We start from the raw sequence: 21,527 nt of genomic DNA, 5'->3' as shown, positions 1-21,527 counted from the left end.
TTCCGGTACTATGCGGCGGTTTTTTCCGCATTACTGAGAGCGATCATGTCCACCACACTGTTTAAAGATTTCACCTTCGAAGCCGCCCACCACCTTCCGCATGTCCCTGAGGGGCATAAATGCGGCCGTCTGCACGGGCATTCGTTCATGGTGCGTCTTGAGATCACCGGTGAAGTTGATCCGCATACCGGATGGATCATGGATTTTGCCGAGCTGAAGGCGGCGTTTAAGCCGACCTACGATCGTCTGGATCATTACTACCTGAATGATATTCCGGGCCTTGAAAACCCGACCAGCGAAGTGCTGGCGAAATGGATTTGGGATCAGATGAAGCCGCTGGTGCCACTGCTGAGCGCGGTGATGATCAAAGAGACCTGCACCGCCGGCTGCATCTATCGCGGAGAGTGATCCTCTTCGTCACGCCCGTTTAGCGGCATGAACTCATAGAGCACGAGCGCGTTACTTTCCAGTGATTCTGTCATTTGCCAGCCGTCATTAAGCCGTTCATCGCGTAAGGAAAGCGTTGGACGCGCTTTGTGCGCAATCCAGCGCCACATCTCTTCATCAGGCCCGCTGTCGCTGCGTACCCCTTCCAGCAGCGGGTAGAGCGCACCATTGTGCCGATCGAAAAGATGGCGCCTGATGCGCCACTCGCCGCACATCCCCTGTAGCTGCAGATGATATTGCTGTTGAAAACGTTGGATGAAAGCCTCTTCGCTGGAGAGCAGCGGATTGAACACCACCACGTTACGCAGCAGCAGCTGATAGCCCCCCTGATGGCGGAGCAGCAGCACGCTCTTGTCGTTGATGAGCACTTCTCCCCGCAGGCGTTGCCACAGCCAGAGCACCCAGTAGATGGGCCGCGGAAGGCCGTGATTATACTGAAGCGCAAGGCTCGATGTATCGAGGGTGTTGTTCGCCCTGGCTTCCCCCTGCAAACCGGAATTCAGCCAGAATCCCGCCAGCCAGACCTGTTCTGAAAGCCCGAGTAAATTTTGCATAAGCAGCGCGCCGCGAAAAAACCAGCCGTTGGTTGCTCGCGTATTCCCGGTAAGGGTATTCCACGAGAGTAACCATACCGGCAGCGTGCGCTGCCGCTGGCGAAGGGCGGCGAGTATTTGGCGGATCTTTAGCACGGGATAGTTTTCAGCCGAGGAGAGATGTGCAGGATCCAGCCGCGCCAGATCGAGCAGCTCGTTGGCATCCGCCTGACAGGCGAGGAAATCGGCCTGGTCCAGAATGCCAGAATGGAACAGCGCGTCGTCGCCGAGTTCAGTACCCACGGGAGAGAAGCGATGCCACACCCCAAACTTTGCCTGTTGAAGGTAGGTCCCGACCGTCGCCCGCTGAGCCTGCCAGGCGTGCTCCTGGGTTTCCGCGCTTGCCTGAGGAGACCAGTGCATCACGACGTGCCAGCCTGCGGTAATATCGGGTAAAAATCGGTTAACCGACAGCTGCAAAAAGCGCTTCAGAAGATCGCATCGGGTGGTGACCCCCGTGTGCAGCAGGATCGTCCAGCCTTTTTTTGCTACCCAGGTAAACAGCTGCTGCAAATTGTACCAGCAGGCGTAACCCGCCATATGGGGATCGTCCCATCCCGTGGCGAACAGACGGCTGCTGAGAAAAGGTTCAGCGATATCAATCCCCTCAATTGGGATCGCCTCGTGAAGCGCCTCAAGATGCTGGCGAACATCCTCCCGCAGTAAATCGTCGAGCTCGCGCAGGGTGACGACCAGCCGCGCGCGGCGCAGCGCGGACGAGAGCGGATAAAGCTGCTGCAGATCAACTATTCGCTCCTGACGCGGAGAGTGGGTTAGCGGAGCGGGTTCCCAGCCGCGGTTCTCAGCGCCTCTAAGCAGGCTAAACAGCCTATCCACCGCGACGGGAAAGCGCTGCTCGCCCGTGCCTGCCCGCTGCGGAGACGCATCGGAGCGATGCCGCCTGGCCTTACGAAACTCGCCCGGAGACATATTGTGATAGCGCCGGAACCGATCGGTCATCATGCGCGTGCTGGCAAACCCGTGCTCCAGCGCAATCTGATGCAAAGGACGGCTGGTGAGGCGCAGGGCGTCAGCCGCTTTTTCCAGCCGCAGGGCGGTGATGTACTGCATAAAACTGACACCCATCTCTTTTCGAAAGAGGCGGGAGAGCCACGCTTCGGAGACGAACTCACTCGCTGCAATTTCGGCCAGCGTAATGCGCCGGGTATAGCTGGCGTTGATCCGCTCCAGCACGCGGGCAATGCGCTTGCTGACGTCGGCGTGCTGGTCCCGGGGTTTCTGGCGGGCAGGCTGCTGAAAGCGGCCAATCAGCAGCAGCAGGATCTCGCTCAGCCAGCGATTTGCCTCCAGCCTGAAGCGGTGCGGATCGTTCACCAGCGTCACCACCAGAAGCTGACGCAGCAGGTGCCGAAGTTCGTCACACTGCGGCCAGTTTCCACCGGACTCTGTCGGAACCGCGTAGTCATGGGCAAAAAAGTCATTGTACAGCTTGATTACCCACCGCCCGGAGAGAACGACACGAAGCGTCACGTTCGCGCTCTGGCTACTGAAGCGCCAGCGCTGATAGCGGTTTATCACCGCAAGACCGTTATTTGACACCGTCTCGCGTCCTGCGGCGGTTTGCAGTTCGGCTTGCCCTTCCAGAACCCACAGTATCGTCAGCGAATCACCTTCATCCTGCGTGAGCAGGCGAATGTCTTCAACGACTACCGCAAACTCGTTCCCATGCTGCTCCATTCGGCTCCCCCGCATGGACAAAAAATGATGCGCCATTTTTTGTCATAACTGAATCGTATGAAAAACAATCAGAAAAAAGGCGTCGCTTTACAACAAAAAAGGGCATTTTCCGGCAATGCGATCGACATAAACTCGAAACTAACACCGTTTGGCAGGAAAAGGATAACAAAAATGACACATCCAATTGTTGACGCTCTGCGGGACACCGAAGATCGGTTCACTGAACTTCGTCGCGAATTTCACCGACACCCCGAAATTGGCTTCGAGGAGCACAAAACCAGCGACCGCGTCGCGTCACTCCTTCAACTGTGGGGCTATGAGGTCCACCGGGGAATGGCAAAAACCGGGGTGGTTGGCACCCTGAAGGTGGGCAACAGCAGCAAAAGCCTGGGCCTGCGCGCCGACATGGATGCGCTGCCAATGCAGGAAAACAGCGGCAAGGCGTGGAGTAGCACCGTCGAGGGAAAATTCCACGGCTGCGGGCACGATGGCCACACCACCACGCTGCTCTATGCCGCAGAATATTTGGCCCGCACCCGCAACTTTAGCGGTACGTTACATCTCATTTTTCAACCTGCGGAAGAGCTGCTGTATGGCGGACGCGTCATGCTGGAGGATGGCCTGTTTGAGCAGTTCCCCTGCGACCATATTTTCGGCCTGCACAATATGCCCTCCCAGCCGCTCGGGAAAATCGGCCTTCGCGATGGCGCCATGATGGCCTCTTCGGACACCGTTCATATTGAAGTCAACGGGGTGGGAGGACACGGCGCCGTTCCGGAACACACCGTCGATGCCACGCTGGTTGCCTGCCACATCACCCTCGCCCTGCAGTCGATTGTGTCGAGGAATATCACCCCGTTCCAGCCGGTCGTCGTGACCGTGGGCAGCATCCAGGCGGGTCATGCTCCGAATATCATCAACGACAAGGTGTTAATGAAGCTAACCGTTCGCACGCTGGATGAAACGGTGCGTCAAACCGTGCTGCAGCGGATCCATGATATCGCCGTGGCGCAGGCTGAGAGCTTCAACGCCACGGCCACGATCCGTCACGTGAACGGGAGTCCGGTGCTAAGGAATAACCCGCAGGCCAATGAAATGGTGCGTACGGTAGCGACCGACCTGTTCGGTCAGGATGCCGTCTCGTCGGTGAATGCCTTTATGGGAAGCGAAGATTTTGCGTTCATGCTCGAGAAAAATCCCAACGGCTGCTACTTCACCCTCGGTGCGGGAGATGAGCCTGAACGCTGCATGGTGCATAACCCAGGCTATGACTTTAACGACAAGCTTCTCCTCACCGGCGCGGCACTCTGGTGCGCGTTGACCGAACATTATCTGCGTTAATTCTCGCCCCCCCCGGAGGCTTGCACGATGAGTACCGTTCCCCTGACAGGCACACCGACCTACGCCGGTAACGATCGGCTGCTGGCCGGTATTGTGATGAGCGTTCTGACGTTTTGGTTATTTGCGCAGTCGGTGATTAACGTTGTCCCGGCAATGAAAAATAGCCTGACTATCTCCCTCGAAACCCTCACGCTGGCGGTCAGCCTCAGCGCCTTGTTCAGCGGCTGTTTTGTCGTTGCCTGCGGGGGATTTGCCGACAAGTTTGGGCGTATGCGCATGACCTATATCGGCCTGACGCTGAGCATCGTCGGAAGCGCCCTGCTTTTCATCTCGTGGGAGCCGGTCCTGTTTTTGCTGGGAAGAGCGATACAGGGGCTGTCAGCGGCCTGCATCATGCCCGCCACGCTGGCGCTGATTAAAACCTGGTATGAAGGAAACGCGCGGCAGCGGGCCATCAGCTTTTGGGTCATTGGTTCATGGGGCGGCAGCGGCCTGAGCGCGTTTGTCGGCGGGACTATTGCCACCACGCTCGGCTGGCGCTGGATTTTTGTTTTTTCCATGCTGGTCGCGGTGGCGGCGCTGCTGCTGATCCGCGGTACGCCGGAAAGCCGAAGCGACGCCGCGAGCCGCCATAAGCTGGATATCAGCGGCCTGGTGAGCTTTGTCTGCATGCTGGTGCTGCTGAACCTGTTTATCAGTAAAGGGCACAGCTGGGGCTGGAGCAGCGTTTTATCGCTACTTGTGCTGGGTGGCGCCGCGCTGGCAGCGGTCTGCTTTGTGCTTACCGGGCGACGTAAAGGTGATGTGGCGCTGATTGATTTTGCCCTGTTTAAAAACCGGGCCTACAGCGCGTCGGTATTCTCTAATTTTTTGCTCAACGGCTGCATTGGCACCATGATGATCGCCAGTATCTGGCTGCAGCAAGGACACCATCTTTCGCCGCTACAAACCGGCATCATGACGCTGGGATATCTGGTCACCGTGCTGGCGATGATTCGGGTCGGGGAAAAGCTGCTCCAGCGTTACGGGGCGCGCCTGCCGATGATGACCGGGCCGCTGCTGACCGCAACGGGTATCACGCTGATCTCCTGCACTTTCTTAAGCAAAGAGATCTATATTGTCACCGTTTTTCTCAGCAACATTTTATTTGGCCTGGGGCTGGGGTGTTACGCCACGCCGTCAACGGATACTGCGGTAATGAATGCGCCTGAAAACAAAGTTGGCGTGGCCTCAGGGGTTTACAAGATGGGCAGTTCGCTGGGCGGAGCAATGGGGATCGCCGTTACCGCGTCGCTGTATGCGCTGCTGCTGCCGCTGGGAATGGCCAGCGCCGCACAGTATGCGCTACTCTTCAACAGCGCAATTTGTCTCGCTTCGGCGGGAGTCACCTGGGCATTGCTTCCTTCAGAACGGGCCCCGCGATAGGCGGGGCCGCGCAACGATCAGGCGATATTCAGATATTTGTGCGTCTGCATCGACAGGCGCCAGTTACGCGCAATACAGGTTTCAATGCACAGGCGCGTTGCATCCTCTTTCTGGCTGATAGGCTGCAGGGCAATCACCCGCTGCTTTTCATCCGTCAGCGTTGCCAGCAGTTCTTCCAGCGCTTCGATATCACGCACGCGCCCTACCGGGTGCTTAATCTCATCCGCGCGCTCCAGCGCCTGAGACAGCACGTCATACCCACCGCGCATATTCACTTTTGGCGATACCGTCACCCAGGTCGTGTGTGAACAGCGCACTTCATGGGTGCCGCTGGTTTCAATCTGGCAGCTGTAGCCGTTCTTTTCGAGCAGCTCGGTCAGCGGCGTCAGATCGTGGATGCAGGGTTCACCGCCGGTGATCACCACGTGGCGCGCCGTCCAGCCCTGACGACCAATAATGGCCAGCAGATCTTCAGAACTGCCCGCGCCCCACTTATCGCTCTCTTTGGTTTTCGCCAGAATGCTAAACAGCGACACTTCCCGATCTGCGAGCTTATCCCACGTATGTTTGGTATCACACCAGGCACAGCCAACCGGGCATCCCTGTAAACGAATGAAAATAGCGGGAACGCCGGTAAAGTAACCCTCGCCTTGCAGGGTCTGGAACATCTCGTTAATCGGGTACTGCATAGTCATCTCAGTAAAGGGGATAAACGATAAGTATCGCAGATCTCCGCCGGATGGTCATGCTCCATCGGTGCTTTGCGCGCCAATCGCCGCCATAAACCGTTCGGTAATTTGCTGCGGGCGGGTGATCGCGCCGCCGACGACGACCGTATGCGCGCCCAGCGCCAGGCATCTGGCCGCGCGTTCAGGCGTATCCACGTTCCCTTCGGCAACCACGGGAACCGTCACGGCAGCCAGCACGGCCTTCAGGAACGCGCAGTCGTTCTCCGGAAGCGAATGGCCTGCCGTTTCCGCCGTGTAGCCGTAAAGCGTGGTGCCGACGCAGTCGAAGCCCAGCGCCTGCGCCGTCACGGCTTCGCCCACGGTGGAAATATCGGCCATCAGCAGTACCGAGGGGTAGCGCGAGCGGATGCGCGTGACCAGCGTTTCCAGGGATTCACCACCGGGACGCTCGCGCGCCGTCGCATCAAGCGCAATGATTTCCGGGGAGATGCTCATGAGCTCATCCACCTCTTTCATCGTGGCGGTGATAAACACCTCGCTTTCCGGGTAATCCCGTTTGATGATGCCGATAACAGGCAAAGAGACCTGCTGCTTAATGGCCTCAATATCCACCACGCTGTTGGCACGAATAGCGGCGGCTCCGCCCTGCGCTGCCGCCAGCGCCATCCGCGACATAATAAACGGGCTATGCAGCGGTTCATTTTCCAGCGCCTGACAGGAGACGACCAGTTTCCCATTCAGGTTATCCAGTACAGTTTTCATTACGATAAGATCTCTTCCACTTCGTTTTTGATAATCGTGACGTGCGGGCCATAAATGACCTGAACCCCGTTGCCGCGCACGATAACGCCGCGCGCGCCGGTGGCTTTCAGCGCCGCGTCATTCACTTTGCTGCTGTCCTTCACCGTGACGCGAAGCCGCGTGGCGCAGCAGTCCACCTCTTCCAGATTCTCTTTTCCGCCTAATCCGGCGATCACCGCAACGGCGCGCTCGCTCTGCGAGAAGGTCACTTCACTGGCTATCGCCTCCTTTTCCCGACCCGGCGTGGCAAAATCAAAGCGGTTTATCAGGTAGCGGAAGGTGAAGTAGTAAAGGAAGAACCACGGCACGCCGACCAGCGGAACGAACATCCAGTTGGTTTTGGCCTCCCCCTGCAAAATGCCGAACAGCACGAAGTCGATGAAACCGCCGGAGAAGGTTTGCCCGATGGTGATATGCAGCATGTGCGCAAGCATGAACGCCAGCCCGTCAAACAGCGCATGAATGACGTAAAGCACCGGCGCAATAAACAGGAAGGAGAACTCGATAGGCTCGGTAATCCCGGTCAGGAACGAGGTTAACGCCGCGGAGAGCAGCAGCCCGGCAACGCGCTTTTTGTTCTCCGGTTTTGCCGTGTGATACATCGCCAGACACGCGCCGAGCAGGCCAAACATCATCGTAATAAAGCGCCCGGACATGAAGCGCGACGTGCCCTCATAGAAATGCTGCGTGTTCGGGTCGGCCAGCTGGGCGAAGAAGATCCGCTGTGTGCCCTCGACGAGGTGACCGTTAACAATCTCACTGCCGCCGAGCGCGGTGGTCCAGAACGGCAGATAGAAGATGTGGTGCAAACCAAACGGGCCCAGCATGCGTAAAATGAAGCCGTACAGCAGGGTGCCCAGATAGCCGGTGGCATCCACCAGCCCGCCGAGACCAAAAATCAGCTTCTGGAAATGCGGCCAGATCACGGTCATGAGCGCGCCGACGAGTATCGCCGCCAGCGAGCTGATAATGGGGACAAAGCGCGAGCCGCCAAAGAACCCAAGGAACTGCGGAAGCGCAATTTTATTAAACCGGTGATGGAGCGTGCAGGTCACCAGACCAATCACCACGCCGCCAAACACGCCGGTTTCCAGCGTCTGAATTCCCAGCGTCATGCCCTGCCCCACGGCACCCGGGTTCTCGTGCGCCAGTTTGCCGGTGAGGATCAGCAGCGCGTTGATGGTGGCATTCATCACCAGAAACGCGAGTAGCGCCGCCAGCCCAGCCGTGCCCTTATCGCTTTTTGCCAACCCGACGGCAACCCCAACCGCAAACAGCACCGAGAGGTTTGCAAACACGATTGAACCGGCGCTGCTCATGATGGTGAAAATGGCCTGAAGCCAGCCCACATCTAAAAACGGATAAGCCGCCAGCGTATTGGGATTCGATAGCGCACCGCCTATCCCCAGCAGCAGGCCCGCCGCGGGCAGCACGGCAATAGGCAACATAAAGGATTTACCAAAGCGCTGCGCTTTTTCAAACCATCCCCCCGAAGAAGCGCCACTGAACATCTGCATCATTTTTTCATCTCCCCATCGAACGATGAAAATTTTTACCATATAAATTTTATTCAGTGAAAATTATCATCAAAAACCAGGAAGCCGATCATACTTTTTCAAAATGACTGGCATCTTTCCCCTCCTTTCCGCCACACTAGTCGCAGCGAAACACATTAAGGACGTGGCATGTCGGACCATGAAAATCTGCTGCTGAAGCTCCGCCAGGAGGCTTCCGGGTACAGCCCAACGCAACAAAAACTCGGCGAGTTTGTCCTCAGCGATCCTGCCCGGGTGCTCTACCTGACGATCACTGAACTGGCGCGCGAGAGCCACACCAGCGAGGCCAGCGTCACGCGCCTTTGCCGGACGCTGGGCTGCAAGGGCTATAACGAATTTAAAATGGCGCTTGCGCTGGATATTCAGCAGGGCCAGCCCGCGCGTCAGGCGGGGGATGAGATTGATAACGTCGTGGATGAGTCGGTGCAGGCTTTGCAGGATACCGCCCGACTCCTCGATCGCACGCTGCTTGAAAAGGCTGCGCTGGCGCTGCACCAGGCGCAATCCGTGCAGATTTATGGCGTCGCGGCCAGCGCGATCCTCGGGGAGTATCTCCACTACAAGCTGTTGCGGCTGGGTAAACCCGCACAGCTGTTTAGCGATATGCACCGTGCGGCCATGAATGCGACAACGCTTTCGAAAGAGACCCTGGTTGTGGCCATCTCCAGCTCGGGTTCAACGCGGGATTTGCTCCACGTGGTGAAGCTTGCCCGCAAGCGCGGCGTTAAGGTTCTGGCACTCAGCAATACGCCCCGCAGCCCGCTGGCGTCTCTGAGCGACATGCAGCTGGTTGCCGCCAAACCAGAAGGCCCTCTAAGTGCAGGCGCACTCAATGCTAAGGTTGGGGTGATGCTGCTGGTCGAGCTGCTGACCACGTCCATGATTGCGCTGGATGGTCATTACGGCGACGTTAGCCAGCAAACGGCCAGCGCCACGCTTCCCCTTTTGCTCTGAAAATCATTCGCAGGCTAAATAAAATAGCCTGCGACTTATGTTGTCTGATTTGAGTTAAGTGGTATTTAAAACATTTATTCGATAAATGTTTGGTGTAACAAATTATTATATTTATTACATTTTGAATTACGTTCACCATTCGACACAGAGTTCACAAAAGAATTTAAATTCAACCAGTTAAAATTTAAATTTTAATAGAGTGAATTTTTACCCTTGCGATAATGTCCAATATCTCCACCTGATTTCCTTTCCTTAAAATAAGCTTAAGACGCCATTGATTTCGGCGATTTATTATTTAAATGCCGTTTACTTTTGCGCGCCTACAATCCGCCTCATCAATCATAATGAGACGGTATTAATGAAGATGTTACTGATTACAGGCGTGACCGGATTTCTGGGCGGTGCAGTTCTTGAAAAAATCCTGACCAACGATCAATCCGTAGAACTCCTTTTGCTTGCGCGCGCCGGCGATCCGCAGAGCGGGCTGGAGCGCGTGCTGGAGAATATGCGCAAGTTCAACGTTCCCGAGGACAAACTGGCCTCCCTGAAGGTGGATAATATCCTGATTGGCGATCTCAGCCAGCCTGAAGCCTTTCTCAACGATCCCCGTCTGGATCAGGTTACGCATGTCGTTAACTGTGCGGCCGTCGCCTCATTTGGTAACAACCCGCTGATCTGGAAGGTCAACGTTGAAGGAACGCTGGCGCTGGCGCGCCGCATGGAGCAGGTCACGGGCCTGCAGCGTTTCCTCCACGTCGGCACCGCGATGTCATGCACGCCGGAGCAGGATTCCCTGGTCGCCGAAAGCGCTGAATTCAGAGAGAATGCTGAACACCTGGTGGAATACACGTTTTCGAAGTCAACAATCGAACAGCTGATGCGCCAGGAGTGTCCTAACCTGCCGCTGCTCATCGCCCGTCCGTCCATCGTCGTCGGCCATACCCGTCACGGCTGCACGCCGTCGAGCAGCATTTTCTGGGTCTTTAGCATGGGCCTGATGCTGCAGAAGTTTATGTGCTCAATGGAAGACAGGATCGACGTTGTTCCGGTGGATTATTGCGCCGACGCGATGTTAATGCTGCTCAACAGCAACGCTCGTCCGGGAGAAGTGGTACACATTTCTGCGGGAGAAGAGAATAGCGTTCGCTTTGCGGATATCGATCAGGCAATGGCGCAGGCGCTGGAGAAAGCCCCCGTCGGAGATAAATATGCGCAGGTCAGCTACGAAACGCTGGTCAGAATGCGCCGCGAGTTGAAACATATTTTTGGGCCGTGCAACGAACGTCTGATGCTGAAAGCCATGCGGTTATACGGTGCGTTTGCCACGCTTAACGTGCGCTTCAGCAACGATAAGCTGCTGAGCATGGGGATGCCGAAGCCACCCCGGTTTACGGATTACATCGCCCGCTGCGTGCAAACCACCCAGGGGCTGACCATTCCGGAGCAAATGGCGGTCGATTTTAAATAGCAAAAAAAATGCCAGTCTTTCGACTGGCATTTTCATTTTAAGGCTTAAGCAATTATGCCTGGCCTTTGATCTCTTTACGACCGTTGTATGGTGCTTTTTCGCCCAGCGCTTCTTCGATACGAATCAGCTGGTTGTATTTAGCAACACGGTCAGAACGGCTCATAGAACCGGTTTTGATCTGGCCTGCAGCGGTACCCACAGCCAGGTCGGCAATGGTAGCGTCTTCAGTTTCGCCAGAACGGTGAGAGATAACAGCGGTGTAGCCAGCGTCTTTCGCCATTTTGATCGCAGCCAGAGTTTCGGTCAGAGAACCGATCTGGTTGAATTTGATCAGGATGGAGTTAACGATGCCTTTCTCGATGCCTTCTTTCAGGATCTTGGTGTTGGTTACGAACAGGTCGTCACCAACCAGCTGGATTTTGTCGCCCAGTACTTTAGTCTGGTATGCGAAGCCAGCCCAGTCAGACTCGTCCAGACCGTCTTCGATAGACACGATTGGGTACTGTTTGGTCAGGTCTTCCAGGAAGTGAGTGAACTCTTCGGAGGTGAACGCTTTGTTGCCTTCGCCAGCCAGAACGTATTTACCGTCTTTGTAGAATTCAGAGGCTGCACAGTCCATCGCCAGGGTGATGTCTTTGCCCAGCTCGTAGCCAGCAGCTTTAACTGCTTCTGCGATAACGGCCAGCGCTTCTGCGTTAGAACCCAGGTTTGGCGCATAGCCACCTTCGTCACCAACAGCCGTGTTCATACCTTTAGCTTTCAGAACTTTAGCCAGGTTGTGGAACACTTCAGAACCCATACGTACGGCTTCTTTCAGGGATTTCGCGCCAACTGGCTGAATCATGAATTCCTGAATATCAACGTTGTTGTCTGCGTGCTCACCGCCGTTGATGATGTTCATCATTGGTACAGGCATGGAGTATTTGCCTGGGGTGCCGTTCAGTTCAGCGATGTGCTCGAACAGTGGCATACCTTTAGCAGCCGCAGCCGCTTTGGCGTTCGCCAGGGAAACGGCCAGGATTGCGTTCGCACCGAAGTTAGATTTGTTTTCAGTACCGTCCAGATCGATCATGATCTTGTCGATGCCAGCCTGGTCTTTGGCGTCTTTGCCAAGGATTGCCTGAGCAATCGGACCGTTTACAGCGCCAACCGCTTTCAGTACGCCTTTGCCCAGGAAGCGGGATTTGTCGCCATCGCGCAGTTCCAGCGCTTCGCGAGAACCAGTAGAAGCACCTGATGGAGCAGCAGCCATACCAACGAAACCACCTTCCAGGTGAACTTCGGCTTCAACGGTCGGGTTACCACGGGAGTCGATGATTTCACGACCGATGACTTTAACGATTTTGGACATTAGATTTTCCTCAGTACAAGTTAAACTAAAACTCCAGACAAACAACGCGTACCAAAGGTACGCGTTGCCGTTCTAACTTTTTTTACTTCGCCTGACGCTTCTGGTAGTCGCTGGCGGCCTTCACGAAGCCTGCAAACAGCGGATGCCCGTCACGTGGCGTTGAAGTAAATTCCGGGTGGAACTGGCAGGCGACAAACCACGGATGGTTTGGCACTTCGATGATCTCGACTAACTGATCATCCCCGGAGCGGCCCGCAACACGCAGGCCCGCGGCTTCAATAGGTTTCAACAGCATGTTGTTGACTTCATAGCGGTGACGATGGCGCTCGGTGATCACCGGCTCGCCATACAGCTTGCGAACCACGCTATCGTCAGTCAGCTGGCAGGCCTGTGCGCCAAGACGCATGGTGCCACCCAGATCGCTCTTCTCGGTACGGACTTCGACGTTACCTTCTTCGTCACGCCATTCGGTGATAAGCGCCACAACAGGGTACTTACAGTCTGGCACAAATTCCGTAGAGTTCGCGTTTTCCATTCCCGCTACGTTGCGCGCAAATTCGATCAGCGCAACCTGCATACCCAGACAGATGCCAAGGTATGGAATATTGTTTTCACGCGCATAGCGCGCGGTGGCGATCTTGCCTTCAACACCACGGTAGCCGAAGCCGCCAGGGATGAGGATAGCATCCAGATCTTTCAGGATTTCAACGCCACGCGTTTCAACATCCTGCGAATCAATCAGCTTGATGTTCACGGAAACACGGTTCTTCAGACCACCGTGTTTCAGCGCTTCGATCACTGACTTATAGGCATCCGGCAGTTCAATGTACTTGCCGACCATACCGATAGTCACTTCGCCTGCCGGGTTGGCTTCTTCATAAATAACCTGTTCCCATTCAGACAGGTTAGCCTCCGGACAGTTCAAGCTGAATCGTTTACAAATATAATCGTCCAGGCCCTGAGATTTCAACAGGCCCGGGATTTTATAAATGGAATCGACATCTTTCATTGAAATAACGGCTTTTTCAGGCACGTTACAGAACAATGCAATTTTCGCACGTTCGTTCGCCGGAACCGCGCGATCGGAGCGGCAAACCAGGATGTCTGGCTGAATACCAATGGAGAGCAGTTCTTTCACAGAGTGCTGAGTCGGCTTGGTTTTCACTTCACCAGCGGCGGCCATGTACGGCACCAGAGTCAGGTGCATGAACAGCGCGTGCTCACGGCCGATATCTACCGCCAGCTGACGAATCGCTTCCAGGAATGGCAGGGATTCGATATCACCCACGGTACCGCCGATTTCAACCAGCACCACGTCGTGGCCTTCGCCACCCGCAACAATGCGTTCTTTGATTGCGTTAGTGATGTGCGGGATAACCTGAACGGTTGCACCCAGATAGTCACCACGGCGCTCTTTACGCAGAACGTCGGAGTAGATGCGGCCAGTCGTGAAGTTGTTACGACGGGTCATTTTGGTGCGGATGAAACGCTCGTAGTGGCCAAGATCCAGATCGGTTTCAGCGCCGTCTTCAGTAACGAACACTTCCCCGTGTTGGATTGGGCTCATGGTGCCCGGATCGACGTTGATGTACGGATCCAGTTTCATCATGGTCACATTGAGGCCACGGGCTTCAAGAATGGCTGCGAGGGAGGCTGCGGCAATGCCTTTACCCAGAGAGGATACGACCCCGCCGGTCACAAAAATATAGTTCGTTGTCATGCTGAACCTGAGAAGTTAGGGTGAAACGATGGAATAACCAGGACGGGAAAGTAGTATACCCGAACACGGCGAGCGCCACAAACTTTCATTCTCCGTCTCCACTCCAGGCCATGACAATCATAAGGAGTGAGAAAATAGCCCCTTTTGGGTAAATGTTTTTGACGCAAATCAAGCGCTTGTCATTTAAAAAATCACACAAATTGCGCTTGATCGCAAAATCTCGTTAGAGATCAGATTCCTGGCGCTTTACTTCTTGCCAGACTTCTTCCATCGCTTCGAGGTCAATACCGCTCATTTCCAGGCCTCGCGAGGCGACAATCCGCTCAACTTCGCGAAAGCGCCGTTCGAATTTTAGGTTGGCTTTTTGCAGGGCGGTTTCCGCTTTTACACCCAGGTGGCGAGAAAGGTTGACGGTCGCAAACAGCAGATCGCCCATCTCCTCCTCAAGCTTTGCTTCATCCACCACCGCCTGCTGCGCTTCGTGCATGACTTCGTCAATCTCTTCGTGCACTTTATCCAGCACCGGGCCGAGGGAGGTCCAGTCAAAACCCACGGCGGAGCAGCGTTTCTGGATTTTGTGCGCGCGCATCAGCGCGGGCAGGCTCAGCGGAATATCGTCCAGCGCCGAATGCTGGGATTTTTCCGCTCGCTCGGCGCTTTTGATCTGCTCCCAGCGGGCCAGCACCTCCGCGCTGTTCCCTGCGGTGGCGTCACCAAAAATATGGGGATGACGGCGCTCAAGCTTGTCGCTGATGGCAGCGCAGATATCGTAAAAGTTAAAGCGCCCCTCTTCCTGCGCCATTTGCGCATAGAACACCACCTGGAACAGCAGATCGCCCAGCTCGCCGCGCAGGTCGTCAAAGTCTTCGCGGGAAATGGCGTCCAGCACCTCGTAGGTTTCTTCGAGGGTATAAGGCGCAATGGTGGCGAAAGTCTGCTCTTTGTCCCACGGACAGCCATTTTCCGGGTCGCGCAGGCGTTTCATGATGCCGAGCAGGCGGTCGATTTGAGTCATAGTGTTTTCCATTAAAAAACAAGCCGGGCGGCGGTAAAGCCTTACCCGGCCTACAGAAGAGTGTGTTTAACCGCCGTGCAGACGACGCGCGTCTATCACATCCGGCACCTGGTTCAGCTTGCCAAGCACGCGGCCCAGCACCTGCAGGTTGTAGATTTCGATGGTCATATCGATGGTGGCAAGCTGCTCGCGGGTATCGCTGCGGCTGGCGACGCCCAGCACGTTGACCTTCTCGTTGGCGAGAATGGTCGTGATGTCGCGCAGCAGCCCGCTGCGGTCGTTGGCAGTGACGCGCACCACCAGCGAGTAGCCAGCGGAATAGCTCTCACCCCAGACCGCTTCCACGATGCGCTCCGGCGCATGCGACTGCAGCTCGGCAAGCTGGTCACAGTCGGAACGGTGAATCGAAATTCCGCGCCCCTGGGTGATAAAGCCGACGATATCGTCACCCGGAATAGGCTGACAGCAGCGGGCGATGTGGTGCATCAGGTTACCGACACCTTCGACCACCACGCGGCCGTTGTCTTTGCTGCGCTGCTGCGGCGCGTAGGTTTTCTGCTGCAGCTGCTTCAGCGCCGCCGCGTCCTGCTCTTCCGCGCTTGGCTTATTGAACTGCGCCTGCAGGAAGTTCACCATCTGATTCAGACGAATATCACCGCCGCCAATGGCCGCTAACAGCTCGTCAAGCTCGTTGAAGTTGTAGCGCGGCAGCAGGAATTTTTCCGCCTCTTTCAGGCTGATTCCGATATGCTCCAGCTCGTCGTCGAGGATCTGACGACCGGCAAGGATGTTCTTGTCACGATCCTGCTTACGGAACCAGGCGTGAATTTTTGAGCGCCCGCGGCTGGTGGTGACGTAGCCCAGGTTCGGGTTAAGCCAGTCACGGCTCGGGTTGGGCTGCTTCTGGGTAATGATTTCAATCTGGTCACCCATCTGCAGTTGATAGGTGAACGGTACGATTCGTCCGCCAATTTTCGCCCCGATGCAGCGGTGTCCCACATCGCTGTGGATGTGGTAGGCAAAATCGAGCGGCGTAGAGCCCGCCGGCAGGTCGACAACGTCCCCTTTTGGGGTAAAGACGTAGACGCGATCGTCAAAGACCTGGCTACGCACTTCGTCGAGCATCTCGCCGGAGTCGGCCATCTCTTCCTGCCACGCAATCAGCTTGCGCAGCCAGGCAATGCGGTCTTCGTGACCAGAACGCGCTCCGCCGGAGGTGCCTTCTTTGTATTTCCAGTGCGCGGCAACGCCCAGCTCGGCGTCTTCGTGCATCTGTTTGGTACGGATCTGAATCTCGACCGTTTTGCCGCCAGGGCCAAGCACAACGGTATGGATAGACTGATAGCCGTTCGGTTTGGGGTTGGCGACATAGTCATCGAACTCATCGGGAAGATGACGGAAGTGAGTGTGTACTATCCCCAGCGCGGCGTAGCAGTCCTGCAGACGCTCCGCCACGATACGCACGGCGCGCACGTCAAACAGCTCGTCAAAGGCGAGGTGTTTCTTCTGCATTTTGCGCCAGATGCTGTAGATATGCTTAGGCCGACCGTAAACTTCGGCGCGCACGTTCTCTTCTTTCATCGCCTGGCGCAGCCCGCCGACAAATTCCTCGATATAGTGCTCGCGGTCGATACGGCGCTCGTGCAGCAGTTTGGCAATGCGTTTGTATTCTGCCGGGTGCAGATAGCGGAAGCAGTAATCTTCCAGCTCCCATTTCAGTTGACCAATCCCTAAGCGGTTCGCCAGCGGCGCGTAGATATTTGTACACTCTTTGGCCGCCAGCACGCGCTCGTCTTCCGGCGCATCCTTCACCTCTCGCAGGTGGGCAATCCGCTCGGCAAGCTTGATGACCACGCAGCGGAAGTCATCCACCATGGCCAGCAGCATCCGGCGAACGTTATCGACCTGCTCAGATGATACGGAATCGGTGTGTGCGGCTTTGAGCTGGCGAATGGCCGCCATATCGCGCACGCCGTGGATCAGCGCGACGACGGATTTCCCGACGCTGTCGCGCAGCACGTCTTCGCTGACCACGTCCGCATCCGCGAGGGGGAAGAGAAGCGCGGCCTGCAGCGTTTCAATATCCATGTTCAGCATGGATAAGATTTCCACCATCTCCACGCCGCGCCACAGAAGAAGATCGGCATCCGGATGCCCCTGCGTGGTGCGCAGACAATAGGCCCAGGTTTCGGTTAAGCGTTCACACGACTGCTGGCTGGAAATTCCCAGACTTGCGATCCATTTTTGTGGGTCAAACTCCCCAGCTTTATTGAGATGTGCACTTCTTACCGCAACCATTGTCCTCTCCTTTAGGGACCAGGGCCTGTCGAAGTCGACAAGCCAAACAAATTAGATGTGCTCGAACAACACCATCGATTCCAGATGTCCAGTGTGCGGGAACATGTCCAGCATTGCCAGACGCTGAATCTGGTAACCCGCGCTGAGTAATGCCTCGCTGTCTCGTGCAAGCGTTGCCGGGTTACAGGAAACATAGACCACGCGCTTCGGCGCGAGTTTAATAATATGTGCCATCACGCCCGGGGCACCGGCACGTGCCGGGTCGAGCAAAATTTTATCAAAGCCCTGTTTTGCCCACGGCTGTTGGGTGACATCTTCCTCAAGATTTTGATGAAAGAATGTCACATTTTGCAAGCCGTTCTGCTGCGCGTTCTCCTGCCCTTTCGCCACCAGCGCCTCAACGCCTTCCACGCCGACGACGCTGGCCGCTTTTCGCGCCAGCGGCAGCGTGAAGTTGCCCATTCCGCAGAACAGATCGAGCACCCGATCGCTTTTCTGAACATCCAGCCACGTCAGCGCTTTCTCAACCATCAGTTGGTTAACGCCATCATTCACCTGAATGAAATCCCGCGGGCTGAACGTTAAGCGTAGCCCGTTTGACGCATACCAGGGCGCCTCACCGGTAACCTGCTCAAGTATCTCGCTTTGTGGTGCAAGGAAAAGCGCCAGGTCGTGGGAATGCGAAAAGCGTTCCAGTTTTTCGCGATCTTTTTTCGACAACGGCGCGGTATGGCGCAGGACCATCAGCGGTCCATTGTTGGCCATGACCAGTTCGACATGCCCGAGGTGGCGAACGCCGTCCAGCCCGGAAAGACAGGTGCGCACTTCCGGAAGCAATGCCTCAAGATGGGGCGCCAAAATGGGGCACTGCTGCACATCGACAATGTCACTGGAACCGGCCTTGCGAAACCCCATCTCCAGACGATCCGTTTTTGGCTGATAGCTGAGGCTCAGGCGCGCGCGTCGACGATAGCCCCAGGGCTCGTCGGCGAGGATCTCATTAACGTCGTGTTTAAGCAGGCGCGCCAGCGCGCGGCTTTTGCTTTTTTGCTGTAATCCTGTGCTCGCATGCTGTTGCTGGCAGCCCCCGCAGACGCCAAAATGGGGGCAGCGAGGCACTTCCCGTTCCGGGCTATCGCTCAGTCGGCGCTTTACCTGGCCGCGCGCGTACTGGCGTTTATCTTCCGTCAGCGTAATTTCTGCTCGTTCTGATGGCAGCAAACCTGTTATAAACAGTGTCTTACCGTTGTGCCGCGCCACCCCCTGGCCAAAAGGATCGAGGTCCGCGGCTTCAACAGTTATGATCTGACGCGTCGTCACGCGTCGCTTTGCAGAGTAGAATTGCGCCATCGCTGAGATTTTTCTCACATATAAACATAATTGTCCTAATTGTCCCATAACGGAACGCCATGACCAACTACAGCCTGCGTGCACGCATGATGATTTTGATCCTCGCCCCCACCGTATTGATCGGTTTGCTGCTGAGTATCTTCTTTGTGGTGCATCGCTATAACGATTTGCAGCGACAGCTGGAAGACGCCGGAGCCAGCATTATCGAACCGCTGGCGGTCTCCAGCGAGTACGGGATGAACCTGCAAAACCGGGAATCCATTGGTCAGTTAATTAGCGTCCTGCATCGTCGTCACTCGGACATCGTGCGGGCTATCTCCGTTTATGATGAAAACAACCGTCTGTTTGTTACCTCGAATTTTCACCTTGACCCGACGTCCCTGAAAATTCCTGACGGCACGCCGTTCCCGCGCCATCTCACCGTATTGCGGCGCGGTGATATCATGATCCTGCGCACGCCGATCGTGTCGGAAAGCTATTCACCCGATGAGTCAGCGCAATCCGACGCTAAATCCAGCAACAATATGCTGGGATACGTGGCGCTCGAGCTGGATCTCAAGTCGGTCCGGCTACAGCAGTACAAAGAAATTTTCATCTCTGGCGTGATGATGCTGTTCTGCATTGGCATTGCGCTGATCTTCGGCTGGCGCCTGATGCGTGACGTGACGGGCCCCATCCGCAACATGGTTAACACGGTTGACCGCATCCGCCGGGGACAGCTCGACAGCCGCGTGGAAGGGTTTATGCTGGGCGAGCTGGATATGCTGAAAAACGGCATCAACTCGATGGCCATGTCGCTGGCGGCGTATCATGAAGAGATGCAGCACAACGTTGACCAGGCGACGTCCGACCTGCGCGAAACGCTGGAGCAGATGGAGATCCAGAACGTTGAGCTGGATCTGGCGAAAAAGCGCGCCCAGGAAGCCGCGCGCATTAAATCCGAATTCCTTGCCAATATGTCACACGAGCTGAGAACCCCGCTGAACGGCGTGATCGGCTTTACCCGCCTGACGCTGAAAAGCGAACTGAATCCTACTCAGCGCGATCACCTGCACACCATTGAACGCTCGGCCAACAACCTGCTGGCGATCATCAACGACGTGCTGGACTTCTCCAAGCTGGAAGCGGGCAAGCTGATCCTGGAAAGCATTCCGTTCCCGCTGCGCAGTACGCTCGATGAGGTGGTGACGCTGCTCGCGCACTCATCGCATGACAAAGGCCTTGAGCTGACGCTCAACATTAAAAACGACGTGCCGGATAACGTCATTGGCGATCCGCTCCGCCTGCAGCAGGTCATTACCAACCTTGTCGGGAATGCCATTAAATTCACCGAAAGCGGTAATATCGACGTCCTGGTAGAGAAACGCTCGATCAGCAGTAATAAGGTGCAGATTGAAGTCCAGATCCGCGATACCGGCATCGGTATTCCGGAACGGGATCAGTCGCGTCTGTTCCAGGCGTTCCGTCAGGCGGATGCCAGTATCTCCCGCCGTCATGGCGGCACCGGTCTGGGGCTGGTGATCACGCAGCGCCTGGTGAACGAGATGGGCGGCGATATCTCTTTCCACAGCCAGCCAAACCGCGGTTCAACCTTCTGGTTCCACATTAATCTGGATCTCAATCCGAACGTGCTGACCGATGGCCCGGTGACGGACTGCCTGAAAGGCAAGCGTCTGGCCTACGTCGAACCTAATGCGGCGGCAGCGCAGTGTGCGCTCGATATTTTAAGCACCACGCCGCTGGAGGTGGTCTACAGCCCTACCTTCTCAGCCCTTGCCGTTGAGCATTACGACATTCTGCTGATGGGGATCCCGGTCACCTTCACCGGCGAACTGACCATGCAGCAGGAGCGGCTGGCGAAAGCCGCATCGATGACCGACTATTTGCTGCTGGCGCTACCCTGCCACGCCCAGATTAATGCGGAGGAGTTGAAAAACGACGGAGCCGCCGCGTGTCTGCTGAAACCGCTCACCTCGACCCGCCTCCTGCCCGCGCTCACGGAGTATTGCCGTCATAGCCAGCATGCTCTCCCGCTGATTAACGACGAGCAAAAATTGCCGATGAGCGTGATGGCGGTGGATGATAATCCGGCCAACCTGAAGCTGATTGGCGCATTGCTTGAGGACCAGGTTCAGCACGTTGAGCTGTGCACCAGCGGCGCGCAGGCGGTTGAACAGGCGAAGCAGATGCAGTTCGATTTAATCCTGATGGATATTCAGATGCCGGGCATGGATGGCATTCGGGCCTGCGAGCTGATCCACCAGTTGCCGCATCAGCAGCAAACTCCGGTCATTGCGGTCACCGCGCACGCGATGGCCGGTCAGAAAGAGAAGCTGCTGAGCGCCGGGATGAATGACTATCTGGCGAAGCCCATCGATGAAGAGAAGCTTCATAACCTGCTGTTACGCTATAAGCCGGGTCACATTGGCGGGACATACACGGTTTCCAGCGAGCCGGTTGAAATCAGCGTTAACCAGAACGCCACCTTTGACTGGCAGCTCGCGCTGCGCCAGGCGGCCGGTAAACCCGATTTGGCCCGCGAAATGCTGCAAATGCTGGTCGCGTTTCTGCCGGAAATTCGCAATAAGGTGGAAGAGCAGCTGGTGGGTGAAAACCCGGAAGCGCTGCTGGAAGCAATCCACAAGCTGCACGGCAGCTGCGGGTACAGCGGCGTACCTCGGCTGAAAAATCTTTGCCAACTGCTGGAGCAGCAGTTGCGTTCCGGCACGCCGGAATCGGAGCTTGAACCGGAGTTCCTGGAGCTGCTGGATGAGATGGATAACGTAACGCGGGAAGCAACGAAGGTGCTGGGAAGCTGAGG

General features: G+C 56.2%; 15 protein-coding genes. 6 read left to right on the top strand and 9 right to left on the bottom strand.

The window, feature by feature from the left end; all coding sequences use genetic code 11:
* Positions 1-45: 45 nt before the first annotated feature.
* Complete coding sequence (queD, locus tag NUX24_RS10145) at positions 46-408, top strand: 6-carboxytetrahydropterin synthase QueD (protein ID WP_023309002.1); 363 nt, start codon at positions 46-48, stop codon at positions 406-408.
* On the opposite strand, the gene NUX24_RS10140 is transcribed toward queD, so the two are convergent.
* A complete protein-coding gene (locus tag NUX24_RS10140; RefSeq protein WP_257831301.1) occupies positions 393-2,738 on the bottom strand; it encodes an AraC family transcriptional regulator in 2,346 nt (781 codons plus the stop codon). The two genes, queD and NUX24_RS10140, sit on opposite strands and share 16 nt — an antisense overlap.
* 171 nt (positions 2,739-2,909) lie before the next feature.
* Between NUX24_RS10140 and NUX24_RS10135 the strand changes: the two genes are divergently transcribed.
* Together NUX24_RS10135 and NUX24_RS10130 are read left to right on the top strand one after the other, a co-directional pair.
* Positions 2,910-4,079, top strand: coding sequence for a M20 aminoacylase family protein (locus NUX24_RS10135; protein WP_047650257.1), 1,170 nt, complete (start codon positions 2,910-2,912; stop codon positions 4,077-4,079).
* A 27-nt stretch (positions 4,080-4,106) separates the two neighbouring features.
* A complete protein-coding gene (locus NUX24_RS10130) occupies positions 4,107-5,504 on the top strand; it encodes an MFS transporter (protein ID WP_214577219.1) in 1,398 nt (465 codons plus the stop codon).
* Positions 5,505-5,521: 17 nt separating this feature from the next.
* Here NUX24_RS10130 and queE read toward each other — a convergent pair whose 3' ends face one another.
* The 3 genes from queE to NUX24_RS10115 are packed head-to-tail and all read right to left on the bottom strand — an operon-like array spanning position 5,522 to position 8,514.
* Entirely contained in the window at positions 5,522-6,193 is a 672-nt protein-coding gene (gene queE / locus NUX24_RS10125; protein ID WP_126329631.1) for a 7-carboxy-7-deazaguanine synthase QueE, read from the bottom strand.
* Between the two features lie 54 nt (positions 6,194-6,247).
* Positions 6,248-6,955: an N-acetylmannosamine-6-phosphate 2-epimerase gene (locus NUX24_RS10120; protein ID WP_257831297.1), complete on the bottom strand. Its 708-nt coding sequence runs from the start codon at positions 6,953-6,955 to the stop codon at positions 6,248-6,250.
* Positions 6,955-8,514: a PTS transporter subunit EIIC gene (locus tag NUX24_RS10115; RefSeq protein ID WP_257831295.1), complete on the bottom strand. Its 1,560-nt coding sequence runs from the start codon at positions 8,512-8,514 to the stop codon at positions 6,955-6,957. Before NUX24_RS10115 ends, NUX24_RS10120 begins: the two co-directional genes overlap by 1 nt.
* A gap of 165 nt (positions 8,515-8,679) precedes the next feature.
* Here NUX24_RS10115 and NUX24_RS10110 point away from each other — a divergent pair, with 165 nt between their 5' ends.
* Together NUX24_RS10110 and NUX24_RS10105 are read left to right on the top strand one after the other, a co-directional pair.
* The gene (locus NUX24_RS10110; RefSeq protein ID WP_010434594.1) at positions 8,680-9,504 is read left to right on the top strand and encodes a MurR/RpiR family transcriptional regulator; all 825 of its coding nucleotides are present in this window, start codon (positions 8,680-8,682) and stop codon (positions 9,502-9,504) included.
* Positions 9,505-9,862: 358 nt separating this feature from the next.
* Positions 9,863-10,972 (top strand): SDR family oxidoreductase, encoded by a 1,110-nt coding sequence (locus tag NUX24_RS10105; RefSeq protein WP_257831292.1) that lies wholly within the window; start codon positions 9,863-9,865, stop codon positions 10,970-10,972.
* A 52-nt stretch (positions 10,973-11,024) separates the two neighbouring features.
* Here the strand turns inward: NUX24_RS10105 and eno are convergent, their stop codons facing one another.
* The 5 genes from eno to rlmD form a co-directional block, all read right to left on the bottom strand.
* On the bottom strand, positions 11,025-12,323 hold the full coding sequence (eno, locus tag NUX24_RS10100; RefSeq protein WP_045355766.1) for a phosphopyruvate hydratase: 1,299 nt from the start codon (positions 12,321-12,323) through the stop codon (positions 11,025-11,027).
* A gap of 82 nt (positions 12,324-12,405) precedes the next feature.
* Positions 12,406-14,043, bottom strand: coding sequence for a glutamine hydrolyzing CTP synthase (pyrG, locus tag NUX24_RS10095; RefSeq protein WP_032648095.1), 1,638 nt, complete (start codon positions 14,041-14,043; stop codon positions 12,406-12,408).
* A gap of 223 nt (positions 14,044-14,266) precedes the next feature.
* Complete coding sequence (gene mazG, locus NUX24_RS10090) at positions 14,267-15,058, bottom strand: nucleoside triphosphate pyrophosphohydrolase (protein WP_047650251.1); 792 nt, start codon at positions 15,056-15,058, stop codon at positions 14,267-14,269.
* Between the two features lie 66 nt (positions 15,059-15,124).
* The gene (gene relA, locus NUX24_RS10085) at positions 15,125-17,356 is read right to left on the bottom strand and encodes a GTP diphosphokinase (protein ID WP_008499628.1); all 2,232 of its coding nucleotides are present in this window, start codon (positions 17,354-17,356) and stop codon (positions 15,125-15,127) included.
* Between the two features lie 51 nt (positions 17,357-17,407).
* Entirely contained in the window at positions 17,408-18,706 is a 1,299-nt protein-coding gene (gene rlmD / locus NUX24_RS10080; protein ID WP_257831287.1) for a 23S rRNA (uracil(1939)-C(5))-methyltransferase RlmD, read from the bottom strand.
* Between the two features lie 59 nt (positions 18,707-18,765).
* Here rlmD and barA point away from each other — a divergent pair, with 59 nt between their 5' ends.
* Positions 18,766-21,525 carry a two-component sensor histidine kinase BarA gene (gene barA / locus NUX24_RS10075; protein ID WP_047650249.1) on the top strand — a complete coding sequence of 920 codons (2,760 nt, stop codon included), beginning with the start codon at positions 18,766-18,768 and terminating at the stop codon, positions 21,523-21,525.
* Positions 21,526-21,527: the final 2 nt, after the last annotated feature.

The sequence above is a fragment of the Enterobacter sp. HG048 genome, assembly GCF_024702055.1.
In the GTDB taxonomy this organism is placed as follows: domain Bacteria; phylum Pseudomonadota; class Gammaproteobacteria; order Enterobacterales; family Enterobacteriaceae; genus Enterobacter; species Enterobacter dykesii.
The sequence above is the reverse complement of the archived record's forward strand: the minus strand, read 5'-3'. Positions and strand labels throughout refer to the sequence as shown.

Excerpts from the sequence above, each read along its gene's own strand:
- relA (WP_008499628.1), bottom strand. The coding sequence starts at position 17,356 with ATGGTTGCGGTAAGAAGTGCACATCTCAATAAAGCTGGGGAGTTTGAC.
- NUX24_RS10105 (WP_257831292.1), top strand. The coding sequence starts at position 9,863 with ATGAAGATGTTACTGATTACAGGCGTGACCGGATTTCTGGGCGGTGCA.
- NUX24_RS10135 (WP_047650257.1), top strand. The coding sequence starts at position 2,910 with ATGACACATCCAATTGTTGACGCTCTGCGGGACACCGAAGATCGGTTC.
- NUX24_RS10140 (WP_257831301.1), bottom strand. The coding sequence starts at position 2,738 with ATGGAGCAGCATGGGAACGAGTTTGCGGTAGTCGTTGAAGACATTCGC.
- NUX24_RS10115 (WP_257831295.1), bottom strand. The coding sequence starts at position 8,514 with ATGATGCAGATGTTCAGTGGCGCTTCTTCGGGGGGATGGTTTGAAAAA.
- queE (WP_126329631.1), bottom strand. The coding sequence starts at position 6,193 with ATGCAGTACCCGATTAACGAGATGTTCCAGACCCTGCAAGGCGAGGGT.
- pyrG (WP_032648095.1), bottom strand. The coding sequence starts at position 14,043 with ATGACAACGAACTATATTTTTGTGACCGGCGGGGTCGTATCCTCTCTG.
- barA (WP_047650249.1), top strand. The coding sequence starts at position 18,766 with ATGACCAACTACAGCCTGCGTGCACGCATGATGATTTTGATCCTCGCC.
- NUX24_RS10130 (WP_214577219.1), top strand. The coding sequence starts at position 4,107 with ATGAGTACCGTTCCCCTGACAGGCACACCGACCTACGCCGGTAACGAT.
- NUX24_RS10110 (WP_010434594.1), top strand. The coding sequence starts at position 8,680 with ATGTCGGACCATGAAAATCTGCTGCTGAAGCTCCGCCAGGAGGCTTCC.
- queD (WP_023309002.1), top strand. The coding sequence starts at position 46 with ATGTCCACCACACTGTTTAAAGATTTCACCTTCGAAGCCGCCCACCAC.
- rlmD (WP_257831287.1), bottom strand. The coding sequence starts at position 18,706 with ATGGCGCAATTCTACTCTGCAAAGCGACGCGTGACGACGCGTCAGATC.
- NUX24_RS10120 (WP_257831297.1), bottom strand. The coding sequence starts at position 6,955 with ATGAAAACTGTACTGGATAACCTGAATGGGAAACTGGTCGTCTCCTGT.
- mazG (WP_047650251.1), bottom strand. The coding sequence starts at position 15,058 with ATGACTCAAATCGACCGCCTGCTCGGCATCATGAAACGCCTGCGCGAC.
- eno (WP_045355766.1), bottom strand. The coding sequence starts at position 12,323 with ATGTCCAAAATCGTTAAAGTCATCGGTCGTGAAATCATCGACTCCCGT.